Here is a 21,597-nt window from a genome sequence, read left to right on the forward strand (position 1 = left end):
TGCGATGACGACCAAGCCCTTGTATTCCCTGAGCGTGCAGGAGCTGCACGCGGCTTACGCCGCCAAGGAACTCTCGCCGGTCGAAGTGGCACGCTCGGTCAACGCGCGCATCGCCGCGTACGAGCCCGAGCTGCATGCCACATGGCTGTTCCGCCCCGAACTGGCGCTCGAACAGGCGCGCGCCTCCGAAGCGCGCTGGCTGGCCGGCCAGCCGCGCGGCACGCTGGACGGCGTGCCCGTGACCATCAAGGACAACCTCGCGACCGCAGGCGACCCGATGCCGCTGGGCACCGCAGCCTACGACCTCGTGCCGATGCTGCAAGACTCGCCACCCGCCGCCCGCCTGAAGGAAGACGGCACGGTACTGGTCGCCAAGACCACCATGCCCGACCTGGGCATGCTGTCGTCGGGCCTGTCGAGCTTTCATGAACTCTCGCGCAACCCGTGGGACCTGTCGCGCACGCCCGGCGGTTCCAGCGCGGGTGCGGGCGCGGCGGCCGCTGCGGGTTACGGCCCGCTGCACGTGGGCACCGACATCGGCGGCTCGCTGCGCCTGCCTGCGAGCTGGTGCGGCATCTACACGCTCAAGCCCAGCTTCGGCCGCATTCCACTGAGCACGCCCTACATGGGCCGCTGCGCCGGGCCGATGACGCGCACGGTGGCCGACTCGGCGCTGATGATGGCGTCGATCGCGCAGCCCGACGATCGCGACTACTCGGAGCTGCCCGCGCCCGCGATCGACTGGGCGGCCTTCGAGGTCGACCCGTCGTTCCTCAAGGGCAAGCGCGTGGCGCTGCACATGGACGCGGGTTGCGGCCTGCCGCTCGATCCGCAGATTGCCGAGGCCGTGCGCCGCGCCGCGAAGCGCATCGAGGCGGCCGGCGCGCATGTGGAGGAAATCGGTGCCTTCATGACACCGAAGATGCTGCAGGGCATGGACCACTTCTGGCGCATGCGCTCGTGCATCGACATGCAGGCGATGACCGCGGAAAAGCGCGCGAAGATCCTGCCGTACATCCGCGAGTGGGCCGAGAGCGCGGCCGGCTTCTCGGGCGCGCACATCTTCGACGCCTACAGCCAGTTCGTCGCCACGCGCGCGGCCACCGTCGCCGCTACCAAGGCCTACGACTTCGTGATCTCGCCCGTGTCGCCCAACATGCCCGCGCCCGCGGAACACGCCTCGCCGACCAACGACCCGATGCTGCCGTTGGAGCACATCGGCTTCACGGTGCCCTACAACATGTCGGAGCAGCCCGCTGCCTCGATCAACTGCGGCTATTCGGGCGAGGGCCTGCAAGGCATGCCGATTGGCCTGCAGATCGCCGGGCGCCGCTTCGACGACCTGGGCGTGCTGCAATTCAGCCGCGCCTTCGAACAGATCCGCGAAGCCCAACACCCCTGGCCCGAACCGAAGTGATCGGCCGCAAGGAGACAACCTCATGAACGCCACCCACTACATCGACGGCCGCCACGTACCGTCCGAAGGCAACGCCACCATCGACGTGATCGACCCGAGCGACGGCCAGAAATTCGGCGAGATCGCACGCGGCACGGCTGCCGACGTCGACACCGCCGTGCGCGCCGCGCGCCGGGCCATGGGCGAGAACTTCGACGGCCCCTGGGGCGGCATGACCGCGCTGCAGCGCGGCCGCCTGCTCGCCAAGCTCGGTGCCGCCGTCTTGGAACACCACGAGGAGCTGGCCCAGTTGGAGGCGCGCGATACCGGCAAGGCGCTGCGCGTGGCGCGCAACGACGCGACCGCGCTGGCCCGCTACTTCGAGTACTACGCCGGCGCCTGCGACAAGCTGCATGGCGACACCCTGCCCTACGAGCGCGGCTACACCGTGCTGACCGTGCGCATCCCGCATGGCGTGACGGGGCACATCATTCCCTGGAACTACCCGATGCAGATCGCGGGCCGCAGCGTGGGCGCATCGCTCGCGGCCGGCAACGCCTGCGTGGTGAAGCCGGCAGAAGACGCGAGCCTGTCGCTGCTGCGCCTGGCCGAGATCGCGACCGAGGTGGACTTTCCGGCCGGGGCGCTCAACGTGGTGACGGGCTACGGCAAGGAAGCCGGCGCGGCGCTGTGCGCGCACCCGGGCATCGACCACATCTCGTTCACCGGCTCGACGATGACCGGCCGCAGCGTGGGCCTGGCCGCGGCCGAGCGCCATTGCCCGGTGACGCTGGAGCTGGGCGGCAAGTCGCCGCAGATCGTGTTCGCCGATGCCGACCTCGACGCGGCCGAACCGGTGCTGCTCAACGCCATCATCCAGAACGCCGGCCAGACCTGCTCGGCGGGCAGCCGCGTGCTGGTGGAGCAATCGGTGTACGAAGAGGTGGTGCAGCGCCTCGCGAAGCGTTTCACGGCCGTTCGCGCGGGAACGCCCGCGGAAGACCTGGACATGGGTCCACTCATCAACGAGAAACAGTTTCGCCAGGTGCGCGACATGGTCTCGACCGCCGAGGCCAGCGGCCTGAAGGTGGCGGCGCGCGGCACGGTGTCGCCCAACGCATCGGCCACGGGCTTCTACCAGGAGGCCGTGCTGTTCCGCGACGTGCCGCACGACAGCGACATCGCGCAGCGCGAGGTCTTCGGCCCGGTGCTGGCCGTGACACCCTTCGCCGACGAGGCCGAGGCGGTGCGCCTGGCCAACGGCACGGACTTCGGCCTGGTGGCCGGCGTGTGGACGCGCGACGGCGCGCGCCAGCTGCGCATGGCGCACAAGCTGCATTGCGGGCAGGTCTTCGTGAACAATTACGGTGCGGCGGGTGGTGTAGAACTGCCTTTCGGCGGCGTGAAATCCAGCGGCTTCGGCCGCGAGAAGGGCTTCGAGGCCCTGCTCGGATTCACGACCCTCAAGACCATCGCCATCAAGCACGGATGAACAATTCATGACCACCACTGAACAGCAAGCCCCACGCAAAGTCGGCCTCGTCGGCGTCGGCCTGATGGGCCACGGCATTGCGAGCAACATCGTCAAGCACGGCCACCAGTTGACGGTGCTGGAACACGCGGGCAACCAGCCGATCGACGGCCTGCTGAAGGCCGGCGCCACGTCGGTGAAGGACGTGGCCGCCCTGGCCGCGCAGGTCGACGTGCTGATCCTCTGCGTCACCGGCACGCCGCAGGTCGAGGCGGTGATGCTCGGCGACAAGGGTGCATTGACTGCCCTGCGCCCCGGCACGGTGGTGATCGACTGCTCGACGGCCGTGCCCGCCTCCACCGCCAAGGTGGCGGAAGCGGTGAGCGCCAAGGGCGGCAGGTTCATCGATGCGCCGATGACCCGCACCGCGAAGGAAGCCGCCGAGGGCCGGCTGAACCTGCTGGTGGGTGGCGACGCCGAGGTGCTGGCTTCGTGCCTGCCGCTGCTGCGCTGCTTTGCCGAGAACGTCACGCACGTGGGCGGCATCGGTGCCGGTCATGCGATGAAGCTGCTGCACAACTTCGTGTCGCTCGGCACGGTCGCGCTGCTGTGCGAAGCGGCTGCCTGTGCGCAGCGCGCGGGCGTGGCGCCGGATGTGTTCGTGGACGTGCTCGCAAAGGGCGGCGGCAACGGCGTGGCGCTGGAACGCGTCAAGCCCAAGCTGCTGACGGGCAGCACCGACTCGTTGAAGTTCTCGATGGCCAATGCCAAGAAGGACCTGGGGTACTACAACGACATGGCGGAGCAGTCGTCTTCCAGCCATGGCATTGCGCAGGCTGTCGATGCGTTGCTGACCCGGGGTGTCGAGAAGTTCGGGCCGGACCGGATGGTTCTCGATCTGGTCGAAGCGCTGCGCTGATTCTTTTTGCTCTTGCTCTTTGCGCCGCCGTTGTTCGGAGTGCGTGCACAGGCCACCGGGTACTCCCCTCCGCGAATATCCCCCGCCCTTCGGGCTCCTCCTTTATTTCGCTGCGGGGAGCACCCGGTGCCCTGCGCACGATGAGCGCGGCTGTGGCGTCGGCGGTTCGACCGCTGCGGCGGATTGCAGGTGGACATGCGCGGGCGCACCACTGAGCTTTCGCGAGAGACGGGCGCTGAACAAGCAGAACTCCGAAGGGCCGGCGTCGGCCGCGGTCGACATTGGCATGACTGCGTTCAATGCCCGCTTCAGATTGGTTGCCGGCGTTCGATGCGCTCTCGCGAATGGGTACTATCGGCCAGTACCGGCCGGCCGCCGACCCCGCTCAATTTGACTGTAAGCAGACATTCGCGACGCGTGCTTGCAACGGGTTGAGTGCGGGCCGCTCAAGCTTCGCTGGAAGCGCGCGCGGACCAAGAGCGGCCGGTCAGATGTGCGGGCCTATTTGGGAAGAAGGCCGGTCCACCATTGCTGTTCGCAAGGCACGCCATCATGGTTCCTATCCATTTGGGTGCCGGGGCAGTTCTTGAGGAAGAACTTTGCCTCAGTGCATGACGACGTCATCTGCGAGCATTACCTGCGTCCGTCGCACTAGAAGCTGCTAGACAGGGGCATCGAGGCCTGCCGCGTCTTGTGACGCCACCGCAGGACTTTGGCCGCGACCTTTGAGGCGTACCGGTCGTACTTCCCATTGCTGAATGCGCCCAATGCAAAACGAAGACTTTCAATCACCGTATGGTCAGGTCCAGACCCATCCAATTGCAAAACTCAAAGGTGAGGAAGAGCACGAGGAACGCAGAAGCGACGAATGCCGAGCCCACCTTGATGGATGTCAGGACCACTGCAGCTGTCTTTTGATTCTTGTCCCTCTGTCCCCGTTCGTAATGCCACTTGACGGCCAAATACATGCCCACGCTGAGCACGAGAACCTTGAAAATAACAAAAGAGATAGGGATTGAATTCATGATTGAAAAGACATCAGGGGACAGACCGAGAAGTGCCCGAGTGCGGCGAGTAGCTCAATAGACCGATGAAGAAACGGAAAGATTAATTAATTAGTTGATTAATCAATCCAACGAAACGGTAGCGGTCAGCTAAATGGGCGTCTGCAAGGCGCGTCGAAAGGCGGAGCAGTCCGCCTGCACACAGAAGCACTCTCATCGTGCTGTCGAGTGTTCATCTTCCAGGCTGATACGTACAGAACCAGATCAGCTGAAAATCTCCATATCAGATGCAAGGAGGCCGGTAGTCGCGTCGGGCAGGCCGACGTCTGATATGACAATCTCGGGAGCGGTCCAGAACGCCCGTATCAGAAAGAGATGCCCATGAACCGCTACGAGAAGCTTGCCGACAACATCGCTCAGCGTATTCGCGCGGGTAGCCTGAAGGCGAATGATCGCCTTCCCTCCGTGCGCGAACTGAAGTCGCAAATGGGCATCAGTGCGTCCACCGTGTTCTCTGCCTACTACCTGCTGGAGGCGCAAGGGCTTGTCGAAGCGCGGCAGCGGTCGGGATACTTCGTTCGAGCGGGGGCGGAAATGCCGACCAATGAACTCGCCGCCAGCGAGCCTGTCCTCCGGTCCATGCCGGTCGACGTCTCGTCGCTTGTCTTTCAGGTCCTTGCGCAGGCTCGCGAGCGCGATATGGTCCCGCTCGGCTCGGCCTTTCCGTCGCCAGAGCTGTTTCCCTTCGAACAACTTGCCGCCGGCCTGACGCGAGCGCTCAAGCGGATGGATCCTTGGCAGACCGTCGAAGATTTGTCGCCAGGAAACGCCCAACTACGCCATCAGATCTCCCTGCGTTACGGCAGCGTCGGAATGGATGTTCCTGCGTCTGAACTGGTCATCACCAGCGGGGCTATGGAAGCCCTCAATCTTGCACTCGAATCGGTGACGCAGCCGGGCGACGTCGTGGCGATCGAAACGCCAACCTTCTATGGTGCGTTGCAGGCACTGGAGCGGCGCGGTCTTCGCGCGGTCGAGGTCGAGACCCACCCGCGTACAGGCGTGGATCTCAGCTCTCTTGCTCGCGTGATCGACCAGCATCCGGTGAAGGCCTGCTGGTTCATGCCGACCTTCCAGAATCCAATGGGCTGCACCATGAGCGACGCAGCCAAAGAGCAACTGGTCGGCATGCTCGCCACCCGCGCCATACCGCTGATCGAAGACGACGTGTACGGCGAGCTCGCGCATGGGGCTCGGAGACCGCCACCAGCCAAGGCCTGGGACCGGGCTGGCTGGGTGCTGCACTGCAGTTCTTTCTCGAAATCCCTGGCACCCGGATATCGCATCGGTTGGGTAGCGGGCGGTCGCTTTGCAGCCACTTTGGGTCGGAACAAGTTGATGAGCTCGCTGGCGACGGCACTCCCCTCGCAACTGGCGTTGCAGGAGTACCTCCAACACAGGAGTTTTGATCGTCACCTGCGCGCCCTGCGGCATTCGCTCAGCCGCCAGCAGGCTGCATGCTTGCGACTTATCGATCGATACTTTCCGACTGGAACGCGGGTCACGCGCCCCGAGGGAGGCTATTTCCTGTGGCTCGCGCTGCCAGAAGGCGTCGACTCGCTCGCACTGCACCAGGACGCTCTTCAGCTCGGCATAGGCGTAGCGCCGGGCCATTTGTTTTCAGCCGACCGCCGATACACCCGGCACCTGCGCATCAACTACGGGCATCTCGGCGACCCGCGCTTGGAAGGGGCTATAAGAAATCTTGGAGAACTCGCCAACGCGCAGCTTAAATCTACAACCGGAAAATCGGGGCCGATCTTCGAGGAGCGTTCGTAGAGACCCTAGTTGGCGTCGATGCAGGTCGAGGTTCGCTGCCTTCGACTGACTCTCAACGTCACGCGCGCCGCTTCCATCCAGTCGTCGGTACTTCGCCGCAAGATTGACGGGCACCTCCAAGTCTTGGAAGGTGCCCGCCGATAGGGGTGCAGGGTCACGCTGCCCGACCGCCGGTCCGCCAGCGATCCGATCACGAAGCACCAGATCAAACCGACGACCGCGATCACTCGTAGGCCGATTTGCGACTCATGATAAAGGTCCACGTCACCGCTACGCGCGGCGTTTCCCCGTACGACATCGGGAAGCCGTCAAGACTCGCCAGCCACCCCTCGGGGATCTGGTGAAGGGTGAGGCGCCGCGCCGTCACCAGTGGCTTGCTCCACGCAAGCATGAGTTCGTTTTCGTTCGTATTCATCGTGGCGCCCCTCATTCATGTGGGAAAGACCGATGGAGCCTTAGAAAGGTTTGTTGGGCAGGAACTTCCCATCCAGTGTGATCACCGCTCGTGAGCCGCCTTCGGGATCCTCCACCTTGTTGAGGTCGAGCTTGAAGTTGATGGCGCTGATGATGCCGTCACCGAACTGCTCGTGAACGAGAGCCTTGAGCGTGGTGCCGTAGATCTGGACCATCTCGTAGAAGCGGTAGATGGTCGGGTCGGTCGGCACGCCGCCGGGGAGGCTGCCCCGCAGGGGAATCGCCTGCAGTTCTTTGGCATCGGCAGCGTCCAAGCCGAGTCGGCTGCAGACCAGCTCCGCGGCGTGTCGCGGCAGGGCATGCTGCCCCAGCAGTGCAGCCGTTACATAGGCCACCCGAAGTCCGGTGCCTTCTGCCAATTCACCGAAGCTGATGTCTTTGCTTGCCTTTGCGGCAAGCACGCGGGAGGTCAATTCAACGCGCGAAGTTTGGGTCACATTGGAGTGAAGCATTGCAGTTTTCCTTTCAGAGGGGAGGGGGAGTCAAGCAGCTTTCAGCTGCGGATGGGGCTCGGAAGCGACGGTGCCGGGATGCTTGGCGAGGCTGACAAAAATGCCGTGCTTGCCATCGAGGGCTTTGACCTCACCGGATTCAATGTCGTAGACCCAGCCATGCAGGCTGAGCCGGCCCTGTTCGAGCGCCAGCGCAACGGTCGGATGGGTCCGTATGTTGGCCAGTTGGGCAACGACGTTGGCGTACACCATGGAGCTGACCTTTGCTATCGGCGTGTCATGGGTATGCGCCTCGTTTACTACCTTGGCGGCGTCGGCATGGCGTAACCAGCCTGCTACCGCGGGAAGGTGATCCAGACAGGTGTGCTTGGCGATGGCCGTCATGGCGCCGCAGTCGCTATGGCCACAGATCACAATGTCGGTCACACCCAGCACACCGACCGCATACTCGACGCTGGCGGTGACGCCGCCAGGTTCTGAGCTGTAGGACGGGACAATGTTGCCGGCGTTACGGATCACAAAGACGTCGCCGGGCTGTTGCTGGGTCAGCAACTCCGGAATGACGCGGCTATCCGAACAGGTGATGAAGAGGGCACTGGGGTTCTGGCTTGTCGCCAGTGTCTTGAACAGGGTCGACATCTTGGGGAAGACATCGGCCTGAAACTTCATCGCGCCTTTGATGAACGGTTTCATATTAATCACCGTGTTGTTGCGAGGAGTTCATCTTCAATCGTTTCCTTCGGCCGGTCCAAGACCGGTTTCGGATGGAGCCGATAGGAACCACCAATAGCACTCTCACCACCGGAAAGGCATGGGCATGCAGCTTCGTCATATTCGCTACTTACTTGCCGTCGCCGAACACGGCAACTTCACGCGCGCCGCGGAGGCCCTTCATGTCTCGCAGCCAACCCTGTCGCAGCAGATCATTCAGCTGGAGGAGACGCTGGGTGTGCCGCTTCTGGACCGTAGCGGCAGGACCGTGAGGGTGACGGACGCGGGTAGCGTCTACATTGAACATGCGCGCCGAGCGCTTCGTGAATTGGCTGCTGCGCGACGGGCCATCCATGACGTGCAGGATCTCCAGCGCGGCGAACTGCGTCTGGCGACGACGCCGACCTTCACTGCCTACCTGGTGGGCCCCTTGGTGACGGCCTTTCATACCCAGTATCCCGAGATCGTTATTCGGCTAAAGGAGATGTCTCTCGACACCATTGCTGCAGCGGTTGCGGCCGACGAGGTGGACCTGGGCATCGCGTTCCATGTTTCGCCACCTGCGGACAACATTGAGTGCGAGACCGTTCTGGTGGAGCGACTAAGCGTCGTTGTTGGCCGCGGCCACCGCTTCGCCGCTCTGGGAGAGGCCGTCACGCCTCAGATGTTGTCGGTTGAACGGCTTGGAGTGCTGAGTCCTGATTTCGCAACTCGCGCCCACGTGGACGAGTATTTGAGGTCTCAGGCCATATCGCCATCCATCGCCATAGAGGCCAACACCATCAGCGCCCTGCTTGAGGTCGTCAGGCGTAGCCATGTGGTCACCATTCTTCCCGAAGCCATTGGCGAGCAGCACCCGGATCTTTGCAACATCGCGATCTCCCCGGCACCCAACCCGCGCACAGCCGCCCTGTTACGTCGAAGGGATGCGTACCAGTCTGCAGCCGCCTTGGCGTTTGCACAACTGTCCAGGATTGTTTGCAGGTGAGCAAGATTGATCTTGCTCCCATTCCTTGCGGGTCTTCTTGGGCAGCGGCTCAAGGCCAAGCGTGATCTGGTCATGCTCAGCATCGTCCTCTTCGCTTACGCCTCTCGCCGTCGCACTCAGGCTTTGTTGGTCACCCTGTCAGCAATGAATTGGAGCGCTCGCAGAGCGGGTGCCGGATCACCGCTGTACTGGGCCTGCACGATGGCGCCATCCACGGCGCTGGCCAGGGCCTCGGCCGTCCGCTTTCGCTGACCCGACTGCGGCAGCAGCGCTTCGATGACGTCGGTCATCTGCTGCTTGTGCTGGCGGGTGGCTTGGACGACAGCAGGCATCGTGGGTCCCATCTCGCTGACGCCATTGAGGAAGGCGCAGCCTCGGAAATCGCCGAGCGCCTTGCCACGGAACCATTCCTTCATCACTGGCGGGAGCGCCTGAGCGCCTTTTGACGCGCCGCCGTGGCGCTCCAATGCCTCAGTGAACCACTTCATCCACCGTTCGTGGCGAAGGTTCAGGTACGTCAGGATGAGGTCGTTCTTGCTCGGAAAGTGCCTGTAGAAGGTCACCTTGGTCACGCCCGCCTCGGCGATGACGCGGTCGATCCCGGTGGCTCGAAGGCCTTCGGCGTAGAAGAGGTCGTGCGCTTTGCGCAGGATGCGTTCTCTAGCCGGTAGGTCACTGTTGCTGATGCTGACAACTTTATTCATGGCTCGACTATAGACAGACTTGTCTACTTGCGCCAGAATGCGCCCATGTAGACAGAGTTGTCTACCTGCCGCAGGTCTGTGGCTCACGACAGACCCTTGATTGATAAAGGAATTGCCATGGAAACCCGTCCCCCCCTGCCCCCGTTCACCCTCGAAACTGCGATCCAGAAGGTTCGCCTAGCAGAAGACGGCTGGAACAGCCGTGATCCGGCCAAGATCGTGTTGGCCTACAGCCCTGACACCAACTGGCGCAACCGGGCCGAGTTCCCGCAGGGCCGTGCCGAGGCCAAGGCGCTGCTGGAGCGCAAGTGGGCACGAGAGCTTGACTACCGCCTGATCAAGGAGCTCTGGGCCTATACCGGCAACCGCATCGCGGTGCGCTTTGTTTATGAATGGCACGACGACGCCGGCAACTGGTTCCGCAGCCACGGCAACGAGAACTGGGAGTTCGACGAGAACGGCCTGATGACCGACCGCCATGCCAGCATCAACGACAAGCCCATCAAGGCCGAGGAACGCAAGTTCCACTGGCCGCTCGGCCGCCGTCCGGACGACCACCCGGGTCTGACCGAACTGGGTCTTTGACGGCGACGCACTGTGCCATCTTTTCGCGAGCTATGCGGAGCACACTTGCGAACGAGGTTGGCATTGGGGCCCATGGGCTAACGCCATCTGCGCGGCAGGCGCTGCACGTTGCGGGCATGTTGCCTGCACGTGCCGCTTTAGATCGGGCACGTGGCGCCGCCGGCTCACGCGCTTGAAGTGGGTCACCGCGTGCTTAGCTTCGTCATCGATGGCCTGACGTTCTACCACCGCGGGCAGCGGCAGCTCAAGACGAACGCTGCATCCAGCGTTGACCGCATTCGAGCGGGGCGCGATGACCACTAAGGAGCAGCCCGATGACCGCTTCGGAGCGAGCCCGATGACCGGTGGGGGCCCGTTGCCGACCTTCGCTTTGGTCCGAAGGAGACCTTGACCAAGGAGACCGTGCTCAGCAAGCGCGCTGCCAACGATCTCACTCAGCGCAGTTCAGCATCCACTGAACACCGAAACGATCGGTCAATTTGCCGTAGTAGTCGCCCCAGGGCTGGATGCCCAAGGGTGTTGTGATTGTCCCGTCAGCACCCAGGACCTGGAAGAGCTTGTTCGTGGAATCTCGGTCGTCCATTGCGAGCAAATGCGCGGAGCCCCGCATCGGCTCGGCGTCTTCGTTGTCTGAAGCATAGAAGAGCAAATCTGGCCCCTTGAATTTGGCGTGCATGACCTTGCCGCGCATGGCCTCGTTCTTCACGGGCATGCCATCGACTCCGTAGCGCAGCACCTCGACGACACGGCCAAGACCGCACTGCGTATAGAAAGCCAAAGCCTGATCACAGGTTGTGGTGAAGAACAGATAGTTCGAGAGTTGCATGACGGTGTACCTGGATGTGAGCGGGGCTACGACACGGTCCGCCCACCCGGGAGACCGCGTCGCTGCCCCCGGATGTGTCAGGCCGAAGCGGCCCCTTCGCCAAGCTGCGCATTGGTGAAAGCCATCCCAGCAATGCCCCAGGCCCCGTCCACCGCGTGCACTACGTTGACCCATATGCGCTCCTTCGGGTGGTGCGCGCCAGACAGCTCATGAATGATGCTGGTGGCCTCTTCGATGTAGCCGACTTGCACATCCCGACTGGCGAATGCGAAGGATGGGACCTTCCATTCCACGAAGGCCACGGAGGCCTCCTTTGCTCCGGAATACGTGTGCTCCTTAGGCAAGACGTGGATCGAGCCAACGATGTTGGGCGTCATCGCCTCGTTTCCTGCCAGGCCGTGCCACTTGAGCATGGCATCGGACAGGCGGCTGAAGGCGACTTTTTCCTGGCCTTTGGGGAGAACGCCCTCGGTGAGGGTGAGCGTAAGTGGCATGGGTACTCCAAGTAGAAAGAACGGCATCGACTCACACGCTGCGATCTGCAGGGCATTTCAAGTAACGACCGTTATTCGATAATACATAACGATCGTGTTTTGAACAACTACAATCGTCAGCTTCACATGTCAAAGGAGCCTCCCGTGTCAAGGTCCGAACAGAAGGTGCAGACGCGGCAACGCATCCTAGAGGGGGCAGGTCGCGGGTTTCGCAAGGCTGGATTCGGCGGGATCGGGGTGGACGGCCTGGCGAAGGAGGCAGGCCTGACATCGGGCGCCTTCTACGTTCATTTCGACTCAAAGGCTCACGCATTCCGGGAATCGGTCGCACAGGGTATGGCCGAATTGCGAGGTGGCGTGCTGTACTTCCAAGAAAAGCACGGACGCGCTTGGTGGCCGGAGTTTGTGCGCTTCTACCTCAGCGCCAAGCGCACGTGTGACTTGTCAGAGAGTTGCACGCTGCAGACGATGCCAGCGGAAGTGGCGCGGTCGGACGAAGTCTCCCGTACAACGTTTGAGAAGGCTTTGCGTGAGGTTGCGCAGGCGATTGTTGATGGTCCCGCCTCACCAAGTGCACCGCGGGACATTGGAGCCGCTTGCGCCGCCCTCTCTTCGCTGGCGGGCGCCGTTACGCTTGCACGTGCCGTTGGGAATGACGCCTTTGCGGACCAGATCGCTGCAGGGACGGAACACGCATTGCTCGGCGCGCCAGGCGGATAGAGTCGCTCAAAGCCACCTGAGTGTGACCCGTAAGGTCTGCTTTCCGGGCGAACTGGGCAGGGGCATCGAACGTCGCCTCATGGCCGATAGTACCTATTCGCGCGAGTCCGTCGAATGTCGGCAACCGCCGCGTAGCCGCCCTTCAGGTAGGCCCGCTCCAGGCCGGATGTAGCCGGTCGGACCTGTTACCGCAGTGTCCGCTGCTGCCGAGGCTAGCCATTCGCTGTTCCGTCAATAGCTGCTCCTTGGGGTGCGCCTGTCGGCATCGATGCCAAGCAGCCGCCTTCATCACGATTTCGCCTCCGACATCCAAACTCCCTGGTGGCCAGCCAGGTTGCGCTATGCCAAAACCCGTACGGTCGAATTTGGCGGCAGTGCGTGCCAATCGATCCAGTCGCCCGCCGCCAGTTGGTGTGTAGGTGTCGAGGCGCCTTCCATGTCGCCCCACTGCAGCGTGAACTCGCGCGCCCCGAGCCTTAGCGCGATCTCGAAGCCTGGCCAGTGCGCGGGCACATGCGGCGTCATCGACAGCTGTTTGCCCTTCACGTTCAGACCCAGCAAGGTCTCGACGGCCGCGCGGTGCAGCCACGCGGCCGAGCCGGTGTACCAGCTCCAGCCGCCCCGGCCCACATAGGGCGCGGCGCCGTAGACGTCGCCCGCCATCACGTAGGGCTCCAGCTCGTAGACCGGGCCGCGCTCGGGGTGCCGCGAACGGTGGGCCGGGCTCAGGCCCTCGAAGCTCTGCCAGGCCGCTTCATGGTCGCCCTGCAGCGCCTGCGCCATGAGCGCCCACACCGCGCCGTGCGAGTACTGGCCGCCGTTCTCGCGCACGCCGCGCGGGTAGGCCTGGATGTAGCCCGGGTTGTTGATCGACTGGGCAAACGGTGGCGCCAGCAGCTGCAGCAGGCCGGCTGGCTCGTCGTGCAACTGCGATTTGACGGCGGCCATGGCCGGGCCGGTGTAGGCCGCGCCCGAGGCGCCCGACAGCACCGACCAGGCCTGCGCGATCAGGTCGATGCGGCACTCGTCGTTGGTCGACGAGCCCAGCGGCGCGCCGTTGTCGAAAAAGGCGCGGCGGAACCAGGCGCCATCCCAGCCGGCGTCGTGCAGCGCGGCGATCCAGCCGGTGCGTGCTTCGGTCCAGCGCGCGGCGCGTTCGTGTTCGCCGCGTGCTGCGGCAAGCGGCGCAAAGCGCTCGACCACGCTGCACAGGAACCATGCGAGCCACACCGATTCGCCGCGTCCTTCGTGGCCGACGCGATTCATGCCGTCGTTCCAGTCGCCGGTGCCCATCAGCGGCAGGCCGTGCACGCCGATCTTCAGGCTGCGGTCGATGGCGCGCGCGCCGTGATCGAACACGGTGGCCATGCAGCCGCTGTGCTGCGGCGCGTAGTAGGCGTCTTCCGCGCCCTCGGGAATGCCAGGGCCTTCGATGAAGCCGACCATCTCGTCGAGCAGCGAGGCGTCGCCCGTCACCTCGACGTAGTGCGCCGACGCGTACGGCAGCCACAGCAGGTCGTCGGAGAAATGCGTGCGCACACCGGCTCCGCCGGGCATGTGCCACCAGTGCTGCACGTCGCCTTCGGGAAACTGGCGCGCCGCGTTCACGAGGATCTGCTCGCGCAGGCGCGGCGGGTCGGTGAGTGCAAAGGCCATTGCGTCCTGCAGCTGGTCGCGAAAGCCGAAGGCGCCGCCGGCCTGGTAAAAGCCGGCTTTCGACCAGAGCCGGCACGCCAGCGTCTGGTACACGAGCCAACGATTGACCAGCGCATCGAACAGCGGGTCGGGCGTGCGCACCTGCAGGCGGCCCAGCAGGTCATCCCAGAAGCCGCGCACCTGCGCCAATGCCTCGGGCACATCGCGCTGCCGCCAGCGGCGTGCAAGTTCGAGCGCGGCGTCTGCCGTGCCGGCGTGGCCGAGCACGAAAGTAAAGCTCGCGGTTTCGCCGGATGCAACGACGAATTCGCCGCCGGTGGCTGCGCAGGCATCGAGCCCGCTGCCGGCGCGGCGCGCCAGCGTGTCGGGCACTTCGACGATGCCGCGGCCGGCGAAGAATTCGCTGCGGTCGCAGGTCCATTGCGTGGCTCCGGTCGTCGTGCCTTGCAGGCCCGCGAACAGCAGGAAGGCCGTGCTGCCGCCGAAGCCCGTGCTCGATTCGCGCTGCTGGCCGAACACGGCCGGCTGGTCTTCGGGCTTCCAGCAGTGCACGGTGCGCCGTTCGCCGCGCGCGGCACCCAGCTGCCACTCGACCATTGCGAGCGCGCGCAGGCGGCGCTGGCCGGCGCCTTCGTTGCGCACGCGCACGTGCACCAGCTTGACGGCTTCGTCGCGGTCCGCGAAGAAAGTGGTTTCGAGCACGAGCTCGCCTTGGCGGTATTCGAAAACCGAGTAGCCCTGCCCGTGCCGTACGAGGTGGCGGTTGGCGCCGCCGCCGCCGGCGGGCGTGAGCGGCAGCATCTCTCGCGTCGCCACGTCCTGCAGCAGGTAATGCTCGAAAGCCGGGTCCTGCACCGGGTCGTTGGACCACGGCGTGACCTGGTGCATGCGGCTGTTGCCGGCCCAGGTGTAGCCGGTGCCCCATTCGGACACCTGGAAGCCGAAGGCGGCGTTAGCGATCACGTTGATCCATGGGCGCGGCGTGCGGCGATCGGGGCCGACCTCGAAGCGGAACTCACCGCTCTCGGCGTCGAAGTCGCCGGTGGGGGCTGTGTTGGTTGGCGAGGCGGCCTGTCGGTTGAACAGCGGCGTGCGGTGTTGCACCGGTGCGCTGCTGTCGTCCGCAATCGCCGGGCTGCGTGCCTCTTGCAGCGCCGCCACCTGCACTTCGAGCGCGCGGCCGTCGGCCGTGAACACCACGCGCGCCAGGCTGGAGAGCGCGGCCTTTTCCGACGGCACCACGTCCTGGTCGCGCAAGAGGTAGAAGCTGGCGGTGTCGTTGCGCGGAAAGCTGTGCTGCGTCTGCTGCGCGACGCGCGAGCGCAGCGTCTCGATCTCGCGCTGCAGCGGCATCAGGTACGAATTCGGCTCGCTGTTGAGCACCACGAGGTCGCAGGCCACGCCACCGAAACCCCACCACGGCTGCGCGCGCAGCAGCGTGTTGATGAGCCCCATGCCGTTCATCGAGTGGATGTACACCAGCACGATGGGCTTGTCGCCCGAAATGCCGAAGCGCCAGATCTGGCGCAGGTCGATCAGCCCGCGGTCGCTCATCACGCGCGGCGTGGTGTAGGTGAGGACGGTTGTCAGGTCCTGCAGCGCCAGGTTCTGTGCGGGCGCGATGCTCAGGTCGCGCAGCCGCACCTGCGCCAGCGTGGCCGCCATGCGGGTGGCGCGCTCCACGTGCATCGGTTGCAGGTAGCGGTCGATGCGGGGCATCAGCGCCTCGATGCTCTCGTCGGCAGCGGTGGCGAAGCTCAGGCGTGCGGTGGTGCCCGGGGCAATCGACAGGCGCACGCGCAGGCAGGCGATGGGGTCCAGGCCGTTCACCTGCTTGCCCTGGGCCGTGAGCGGTTGCCTGTCGAGCGCAGGGTCGGCCAGCGTGCGGTTGCGGCCGATGAAGACGCGCCGATCGGTCATGCTGTCGATCGACAGCACGTTGGCATCGACCGAAGCCACGAAGTGCACCGCGGCGACCACCGCATCGCCGTGCAGGCGCGGCCTGCGCGACAGCAGCAGCGCGCGCCACGCGGGCTCCCAGCGCGATTCGACGAACAGGTTGGCAAAGGCCGGATGCGCCTCGTCGGCCTTCGGGTTCGACAGCACCGGCTCGAAGTACGAGACGAGTTCGAGCGTGCGCGTTTCGTCACCGCTGTTGTGCAGCGTGATGTTGCGCAGCTCGGTGTCGTCCTCGGGGCTGATGAGCACCGTGGTGCGCACCTGCAGGCCGGGGCCGGTCGCATCGAACTGCACCTGGTCGGCCAGGAAGCGGGTGCGATAGTGCCAGTCGGCGCCGGGCGCAGGCAGGGCGGTGAGCGAGGTGAGCTCGCTTTGCCCTCCGTCTTTTTCGATATCGCGCACATAGAAGAAGGTGCCGTAGCTGTCGCGCAGCGGATCGTCGCGCCAGCGCGTCACGTTGAACGCGCGCCAGCGGCTCACGCCGGCGCCGTTGGCCCGCAGCGCCACCGTATAGCGGCCGTTCGACAACAGGTGCGTGGGCTGGAAGCCCGGCCCCGTCGGATCGACCACGCGCGGCTGGAACAACGGCGCCAGCTCGGCCCGGCTGGGCTCGGGCGGCGTGCGCGGGTCGGCGCTGCCGATGATCTGCCGCGGCGTGCGCTCATGCAGCAGCGACTCGTGCGCCTGCACCAGCGCGGCACTGCCGAACCAGCGGCGCGGCGCGTCGTCGCGCAGCACGTTGCACAGCGCCACCAGCGACATGCCCTGGTGGTGCGCCATGAAGTTGCGCACGACAGTGAAGTCCTGCCCCTCGGTCTGGCGCGAGGTGGTGAAGTCGATCGCGTCATGAAAACCGAACTCGCCGCGCGCGCCGAGCGATTCGAGCAGCTCGAGATTGATGACGGCCGCTTCGGGCGCGAAGGGCGCAGCCATCAGGCTGGCGTAGGGCGCCACCACGCGGTCGGTGGGTGGCGTGCGCCGCAGCGCCAGGCGCGGCACGCCGAAGGGCGAGTACTGGTACGCCAGCGAATGGTCTTGCGCGAAGTAGGCCGACTCGGACACGCCCCACGGCATGTTCTGCGCACGGCCGAAGGCCTGCTGCTCGGCGATGGCCGCGGCATTGGCCACCTGCAGCAGGCCGTCGGTGGGCTCGGTCATCACGAGCGCGGGCATCAGGTACTCGAACATCGAGCCCGACCACGACTTCAGGCTGGGCTTGAAGCCCACCAGCAGGAACGGCCGGCCCAGCGCCATCCAGTGGCGGCGCGGCACGTCGCCCTTCGCAATCGCAAGGAAGCTCAACAGGCGCGACTCGGAGGCCAGCAGGTCGTAGTAGCTGGCGTCGAGCACGTTCTCTTCGACGCGCAGGCCGATGTGGAACAGGTGGCGCTTGGCGTCGTAGAGGCCGCTGAAATCCATGCCGTCGTGCAGCGCGTCGCAGCGTCGAGCCAGTGCTTCCAGCGTGGGGGCTTCGCGGCGCTGGCAGCTTGCTTCCGCCGCGAAGGCGCGGCAGGCCTGCGCCACGGCCACGAGGTGGCCCGCGAAGTTGCCGCTGTCGACGCTGGACACATAGTCGGGCGGCAGCGGCTTGAGCGTCTGCGTGTCGTACCAGTTGAACAGGTGGCCGCCGTGCTTCTGCATGCGGTCGACGGTGTCGAGCGTGGCGGTGATGCGCGCCAGCAAAGAGCCGGTGTCGATCCAGCCGAACTCGCGCGCGCAGCAGGTGGCCAGCAGGTACAAGCCGATGTTGGTCGGCGAGGTGCGGTGCGCAATCGTCGGCTGCGGTTCGAGCTGCAGGTTGTCGGGCGGCAGGTGGTTGTCGTCCGGGCCCACCACGTGCTCGAAGAAGCGCCAGGTGTCGTGCGCCAGCTTCTCGAGGTAGCTGCGATCTTCGGGCTCGAGCGGGTCTTCGGCGTGCGCATCGACGCGGCTGCCCCACCAGGCCGCGAGGGGCGCCAGGGACCAGAGCACGAAGAGCAGGGGCCCGAGCACCGGGTGGGCGCTCCGGTTCGCGAGGATGGCGAGCGCCAGGGACATCGCGCTGCTGAGTGCCGCGCTGCGCACGAAAGGCTTCAGGCGCTGGCTCGATTGCGCCTGCGCCTGGTCGGCTGTCGTCCATTGCAGCAGGTGCCTGCGGCTCACGACCAGCCGCCAGGTGGCGAGGAAGGCCGCGTCGAGCAGCAGGCGCGTCTGCGCCGCCAGCTGCACAAACTGCCAGGCTGCGCCGGCCATGGCGCGCAACAACTCGACCGTGCCCACATCGAAGAAGTGGCGCAGCTCGATGGCGCGCCGTGTCGGCACCAGGCCGGCCAGCGCGCCCAGCAGCGGGCCCAGCGTGAGCGCCGCGCCGACGGCAGCCAGCGCCCAGCCGAGCGGCATGGCCTGCGTGAAGATCACCAGCACCAGCAGCGCGAAAGACGCTGGTGCGACCAGCGAGCGGCGCAGGTTGTCGCACATTTTCCAGAGGCCCAGCGCGTCGATGCCGAAGCGGCGCGCACGCCACATCAGTGGCAGCAGCTGCCAGTCGCCGCGCACCCAGCGGTGCACGCGCGAGGCGGCCACGCCGGCATGGTGCGGATGGTCTTCGACCAGCACCACGTCGCTGACCATCGCGCAGCGCGCGACGCTGCCTTCGAGCAGGTCATGGCTCAGCACGGCGCTGTCGGGCAGGCGGTCGTTCAGCGTGGCGTGCACGGCGCGCACGTTGAGCAAGCCCTTGCCGGTGAAGGAGCCGCTGCCGAACACGTCCTGGTAGATGTCGGAGGCGCCGCTGCCGTAGGGGTCGAGCCCGCACTGCCCGGCGAACACCCAGTGGAAGAAGGAGCGCTCGCTGCGCATCGGGAACGGCGTGACGATGCGCGGCTGAAGAATGCCGAAGCCCGCGACCACGCACCGGCTTGGCACGTCGATCTCGGGCGCGTTCAGCGGATGCGCGGCGATGGACACGAGGTCGCGCAGCGCGCCGGGCGGCAGGCCCGTGTCGCTGTCGAGCGTCAGCACATAGGGCGTGCGGCCGGGCGCGAGCTGCTGGCCCGGTGCGAGCGGGAGAAAGCCGCTGGCGTCGCCGCTGGCCAGCAGCCGCACGAGCATTTCGAGCTTGCCGCGCTTGCGCTCCCAGCCCATCCAGCGCTGTTCGGTCTCGCTCCAGTTTCGCGGACGGTGCAGCAGCAGGAAGCGTGGCGCGGCGCCTTCGGCCGGTGGGTACTTGGCGTTGAGCGCGGCGATGCGTTGCTGGGCATCATCGAGCAAGGGCACGTCGTCGGGCATCGAGGCTTGCGAAGCGTCGGCCCAGTCGGTCAACAGCGCGAACTGCGCGTGCGCCTCTCGGTTGGCGAGCCAGTGCAGTTCGAGCCGGTGCGCGAGCTTGGCGTTGTTCGCGGTCGACCCCAGCATCGTGGGCATGACGACGAGCGCGCGGTGCCGCTCGGGAATGCCGTTCGCGAAATCGAGGCGTGGCAAGGCCTGCACGCGCACCGACTCCGCCATGATGCGTTGCGCCAGCGCAATCAGCGCTTCGGACAGCGGCCATGCGAGCAGCAGCAACGCCGCGACGGTGGTCCAGTCGCCACGATGCGGCAGGCCGTGCACCACGGCCGCCAGCAGCAGCGCGGTGCCGAGGGCAACGGACCCCACGTAGACGGGCAGGCGCCAGCCGCGATGGCTGCGCGCGGGGCCTCGTGTGCTCGCGGCGCGTGCGGCATGGCCCGCCGGTGCATTCGCCTGCAGCGACGCGATCAGCGCAGGCCGGCCCTGGCCGAAGAGGTAATAGCCGGCGGTGCCGTCGGCGCGGTCGGTCTCGGCGCCGGCTTCCTCGGCCGGTGCACTGGACGCCAGCGTGACCACGGCCTGCGCCACTTCGCGCTCGGTCCGTTCGGCGCTGCGCGCCACCTGTTCCATCGCATGCGTGATCTGCTGGCGCATGAGTTCGCTCTCGTTCGCAAAGCTGGGAAGTTCGCGCAGCACGCGCAGCGAGCGGCTCACCGGCTCGATCAGATCGCTCCACTCGACCTGGCCGATCATGCGCAAGGTCGTGATGATGTTGCCGACCGTGAGATTGGCCGCGGCCTGCGCGTTCTGCGCGTCGCCGATCAGCGCCGGGCCGTTGGGACAGTGCTGTTCGGTCCAGCGCACCAGCGTGGGCATGTCGTCGCCTCGCTCGACGGGCAGTCGCTGCCACAGCTGCGTGAGGTAGCTGTCCTGCAGGCCGTGGCTCTGCAGCGCGCGGTACAGCACGTCGAGGTCTTGCACCGAGAGGTGCGGCGCCGCGTCCCACGCGGCATGCGCGATCTCGCGCGCGACCTTGTTCTCGGCAATGCGCTCGGCCACGCGGCGCAGGTTTTCGAGCAGCACCACGCGCAGGGTGGTGGGCAGCGCCCAAAGTTCGCCGAACATCAGCTCGTCGATGTCCTGGTAGGCGTTGAGGAAGGCAGTGAACAGCGTCTTGTTGAGCACGCTGTCGGTGTGCGCCACATAGGCCCACGCAATGCCGTACACGCGCGGCAGCCCCGCCAGCGGCGGCGTGACGAGCTTGGGCAGGCGCGCGTAGTAGCTGCGCGGCACGCCGTCATGGATCTGCTGGAGCTGCGCCTCGACGAGGTGGAAGTTGTCGAGCAGCCATTCAGCCGCCGGCGACACATAGCGTCCGCTCAGCGAGATCAGCGCGATGTAGTCGAAGGCGGCGCGCAGCGACTCGAGGTTCTCATCGACACGCGGGAAAAAAAGCGCGCCTTCGCGCGCGCGGTGGTGTTCGTCTTCCACCACCTGGGCACCGGCCAGGCTGTGGCCGTGCTGTTCGAAACGTTGGGCACCGAAGAGTTCGGCGCGAATCGGGAGGGCTACCGGGTCGTGCGGACCGAGCAGAAGAGTCCGGGCGTAGTGACTGAGCCCTTGGAGGCGGTCGACGACGGCAGCGGCGCTCAAGTGACCGCGAACATGCCGATGCCCAGGACCACGGCCACGCACGCCATCGTGACAATGCGGCCCGCAGCGAGCGCGCGCACACGTTGCATGTGGCTTCGCAGCGAGAACCATCGCCCGTGGGCACGTGCGCAGTGATGCATGTGCGAAGCTAGGGCTTCGAAATCGCTGCCGACGAAATCGATGTGCGAATGGGAAAGGGACTGCGGGACGGACATTGCAACGGGCTCCTATGAAACGACTTCGAGCTGCCGCGCGATTGCGAGAACTGTGAACGTGTTCCGACCGTACGCTTTTAATTGACCTTACGGGTGCCTGTTTTCACGATGCCCGACGTAGGAGGATGCTTACGCATTCGCGATTGAGGGCATGTCTGTCACAGCTGATTCTTTGGCGCAGCTACCCATGCCGCCTCTGAAGTACAAGCGAACCAGCCGGCGCACTCGTGCCAATCGGTCGCCCCAGGAGCTCGTCACCCCGCT

16 protein-coding genes are annotated in these 21,597 nt (G+C 65.5%); 7 read left to right on the forward strand and 9 right to left on the reverse strand.

Going from position 1 to position 21,597, the window contains the following annotated elements:
• Positions 1–4 precede the first annotated feature (4 nt).
• Genes ACEN9N_RS16105 through ACEN9N_RS16115 form a run of 3 tightly spaced genes read left to right on the forward strand, consistent with a single transcriptional unit; the run spans position 5 to position 3,786 of the window.
• A complete protein-coding gene (locus tag ACEN9N_RS16105) occupies positions 5–1,417 on the forward strand; it encodes an amidase (protein WP_413315604.1) in 1,413 nt (470 codons plus the stop codon).
• Between the two features lie 22 nt (positions 1,418–1,439).
• Positions 1,440–2,888, forward strand: coding sequence for an aldehyde dehydrogenase family protein (locus tag ACEN9N_RS16110; RefSeq protein WP_495653985.1), 1,449 nt, complete (start codon positions 1,440–1,442; stop codon positions 2,886–2,888).
• 7 nt (positions 2,889–2,895) lie between these two features.
• Entirely contained in the window at positions 2,896–3,786 is an 891-nt protein-coding gene (locus ACEN9N_RS16115) for an NAD(P)-dependent oxidoreductase (protein ID WP_413335632.1), read from the forward strand.
• Between the two features lie 501 nt (positions 3,787–4,287).
• On the opposite strand, the gene ACEN9N_RS16120 is transcribed toward ACEN9N_RS16115, so the two are convergent.
• Entirely contained in the window at positions 4,288–4,410 is a 123-nt protein-coding gene (locus ACEN9N_RS16120) for an excalibur calcium-binding domain-containing protein (RefSeq protein WP_495653986.1), read from the reverse strand.
• Positions 4,411–4,574: 164 nt separating this feature from the next.
• On the reverse strand, positions 4,575–4,811 hold the full coding sequence (locus tag ACEN9N_RS16125) for a hypothetical protein (RefSeq protein WP_413315711.1): 237 nt from the start codon (positions 4,809–4,811) through the stop codon (positions 4,575–4,577).
• Positions 4,812–5,171: 360 nt separating this feature from the next.
• Between ACEN9N_RS16125 and ACEN9N_RS16130 the strand changes: the two genes are divergently transcribed.
• Positions 5,172–6,629, forward strand: coding sequence for an aminotransferase-like domain-containing protein (locus ACEN9N_RS16130; RefSeq protein WP_413315712.1), 1,458 nt, complete (start codon positions 5,172–5,174; stop codon positions 6,627–6,629).
• 223 nt (positions 6,630–6,852) lie between these two features.
• On the opposite strand, the gene ACEN9N_RS16135 is transcribed toward ACEN9N_RS16130, so the two are convergent.
• The 3 genes from ACEN9N_RS16135 to ACEN9N_RS16145 are packed head-to-tail and all read right to left on the reverse strand — an operon-like array spanning position 6,853 to position 8,248.
• Positions 6,853–7,044 carry a hypothetical protein gene (locus ACEN9N_RS16135; RefSeq protein WP_413315713.1) on the reverse strand — a complete coding sequence of 64 codons (192 nt, stop codon included), beginning with the start codon at positions 7,042–7,044 and terminating at the stop codon, positions 6,853–6,855.
• A gap of 40 nt (positions 7,045–7,084) precedes the next feature.
• Complete coding sequence (gene cynS / locus ACEN9N_RS16140) at positions 7,085–7,555, reverse strand: cyanase (protein ID WP_413315714.1); 471 nt, start codon at positions 7,553–7,555, stop codon at positions 7,085–7,087.
• Between the two features lie 30 nt (positions 7,556–7,585).
• Entirely contained in the window at positions 7,586–8,248 is a 663-nt protein-coding gene (locus tag ACEN9N_RS16145) for a carbonic anhydrase (RefSeq protein WP_495653987.1), read from the reverse strand.
• Positions 8,249–8,366: 118 nt separating this feature from the next.
• Between ACEN9N_RS16145 and cynR the strand changes: the two genes are divergently transcribed.
• Positions 8,367–9,254 (forward strand): transcriptional regulator CynR, encoded by an 888-nt coding sequence (gene cynR / locus ACEN9N_RS16150; protein WP_495653988.1) that lies wholly within the window; start codon positions 8,367–8,369, stop codon positions 9,252–9,254.
• 116 nt (positions 9,255–9,370) lie between these two features.
• Here cynR and ACEN9N_RS16155 read toward each other — a convergent pair whose 3' ends face one another.
• On the reverse strand, positions 9,371–9,958 hold the full coding sequence (locus tag ACEN9N_RS16155; protein ID WP_495653989.1) for a TetR/AcrR family transcriptional regulator: 588 nt from the start codon (positions 9,956–9,958) through the stop codon (positions 9,371–9,373).
• A gap of 117 nt (positions 9,959–10,075) precedes the next feature.
• Between ACEN9N_RS16155 and ACEN9N_RS16160 the strand changes: the two genes are divergently transcribed.
• Positions 10,076–10,543: a nuclear transport factor 2 family protein gene (locus ACEN9N_RS16160; protein WP_418125943.1), complete on the forward strand. Its 468-nt coding sequence runs from the start codon at positions 10,076–10,078 to the stop codon at positions 10,541–10,543.
• Between the two features lie 430 nt (positions 10,544–10,973).
• On the opposite strand, the gene ACEN9N_RS16165 is transcribed toward ACEN9N_RS16160, so the two are convergent.
• Both ACEN9N_RS16165 and ACEN9N_RS16170 read right to left on the reverse strand, forming a co-directional pair.
• Positions 10,974–11,369 carry a VOC family protein gene (locus ACEN9N_RS16165; RefSeq protein ID WP_495653990.1) on the reverse strand — a complete coding sequence of 132 codons (396 nt, stop codon included), beginning with the start codon at positions 11,367–11,369 and terminating at the stop codon, positions 10,974–10,976.
• A 77-nt stretch (positions 11,370–11,446) separates the two neighbouring features.
• The gene (locus ACEN9N_RS16170; protein ID WP_495653991.1) at positions 11,447–11,863 is read right to left on the reverse strand and encodes a 4-oxalocrotonate tautomerase; all 417 of its coding nucleotides are present in this window, start codon (positions 11,861–11,863) and stop codon (positions 11,447–11,449) included.
• 99 nt (positions 11,864–11,962) lie between these two features.
• On the opposite strand from ACEN9N_RS16170, the gene ACEN9N_RS16175 reads away from it, so the two are divergent.
• Entirely contained in the window at positions 11,963–12,583 is a 621-nt protein-coding gene (locus ACEN9N_RS16175; RefSeq protein ID WP_495653992.1) for a TetR/AcrR family transcriptional regulator, read from the forward strand.
• Positions 12,584–12,922: 339 nt separating this feature from the next.
• Here ACEN9N_RS16175 and ACEN9N_RS16180 read toward each other — a convergent pair whose 3' ends face one another.
• Entirely contained in the window at positions 12,923–21,118 is an 8,196-nt protein-coding gene (locus ACEN9N_RS16180) for a glycoside hydrolase family 94 protein (protein ID WP_495653993.1), read from the reverse strand.
• Between the last annotated feature and the right edge of the window lie 479 nt (positions 21,119–21,597).

The organism is Variovorax sp. Varisp46 (genome assembly GCF_059491885.1).

What these genes read in the sequence shown, in the direction of transcription:
- cynS (WP_413315714.1), bottom strand. Translation starts at nt 7,555, where the DNA reads ATGCTTCACTCCAATGTGACCCAAACTTCGCGCGTTGAATTGACCTCC.
- ACEN9N_RS16130 (WP_413315712.1), top strand. Translation starts at nt 5,172, where the DNA reads ATGAACCGCTACGAGAAGCTTGCCGACAACATCGCTCAGCGTATTCGC.
- ACEN9N_RS16105 (WP_413315604.1), top strand. Translation starts at nt 5, where the DNA reads ATGACGACCAAGCCCTTGTATTCCCTGAGCGTGCAGGAGCTGCACGCG.
- cynR (WP_495653988.1), top strand. Translation starts at nt 8,367, where the DNA reads ATGGGCATGCAGCTTCGTCATATTCGCTACTTACTTGCCGTCGCCGAA.
- ACEN9N_RS16155 (WP_495653989.1), bottom strand. Translation starts at nt 9,958, where the DNA reads ATGAATAAAGTTGTCAGCATCAGCAACAGTGACCTACCGGCTAGAGAA.
- ACEN9N_RS16120 (WP_495653986.1), bottom strand. Translation starts at nt 4,410, where the DNA reads ATGACGTCGTCATGCACTGAGGCAAAGTTCTTCCTCAAGAACTGCCCC.
- ACEN9N_RS16125 (WP_413315711.1), bottom strand. Translation starts at nt 4,811, where the DNA reads ATGAATTCAATCCCTATCTCTTTTGTTATTTTCAAGGTTCTCGTGCTC.
- ACEN9N_RS16165 (WP_495653990.1), bottom strand. Translation starts at nt 11,369, where the DNA reads ATGCAACTCTCGAACTATCTGTTCTTCACCACAACCTGTGATCAGGCT.
- ACEN9N_RS16160 (WP_418125943.1), top strand. Translation starts at nt 10,076, where the DNA reads ATGGAAACCCGTCCCCCCCTGCCCCCGTTCACCCTCGAAACTGCGATC.
- ACEN9N_RS16170 (WP_495653991.1), bottom strand. Translation starts at nt 11,863, where the DNA reads ATGCCACTTACGCTCACCCTCACCGAGGGCGTTCTCCCCAAAGGCCAG.
- ACEN9N_RS16110 (WP_495653985.1), top strand. Translation starts at nt 1,440, where the DNA reads ATGAACGCCACCCACTACATCGACGGCCGCCACGTACCGTCCGAAGGC.
- ACEN9N_RS16145 (WP_495653987.1), bottom strand. Translation starts at nt 8,248, where the DNA reads ATGAAACCGTTCATCAAAGGCGCGATGAAGTTTCAGGCCGATGTCTTC.
- ACEN9N_RS16135 (WP_413315713.1), bottom strand. Translation starts at nt 7,044, where the DNA reads ATGAATACGAACGAAAACGAACTCATGCTTGCGTGGAGCAAGCCACTG.
- ACEN9N_RS16115 (WP_413335632.1), top strand. Translation starts at nt 2,896, where the DNA reads ATGACCACCACTGAACAGCAAGCCCCACGCAAAGTCGGCCTCGTCGGC.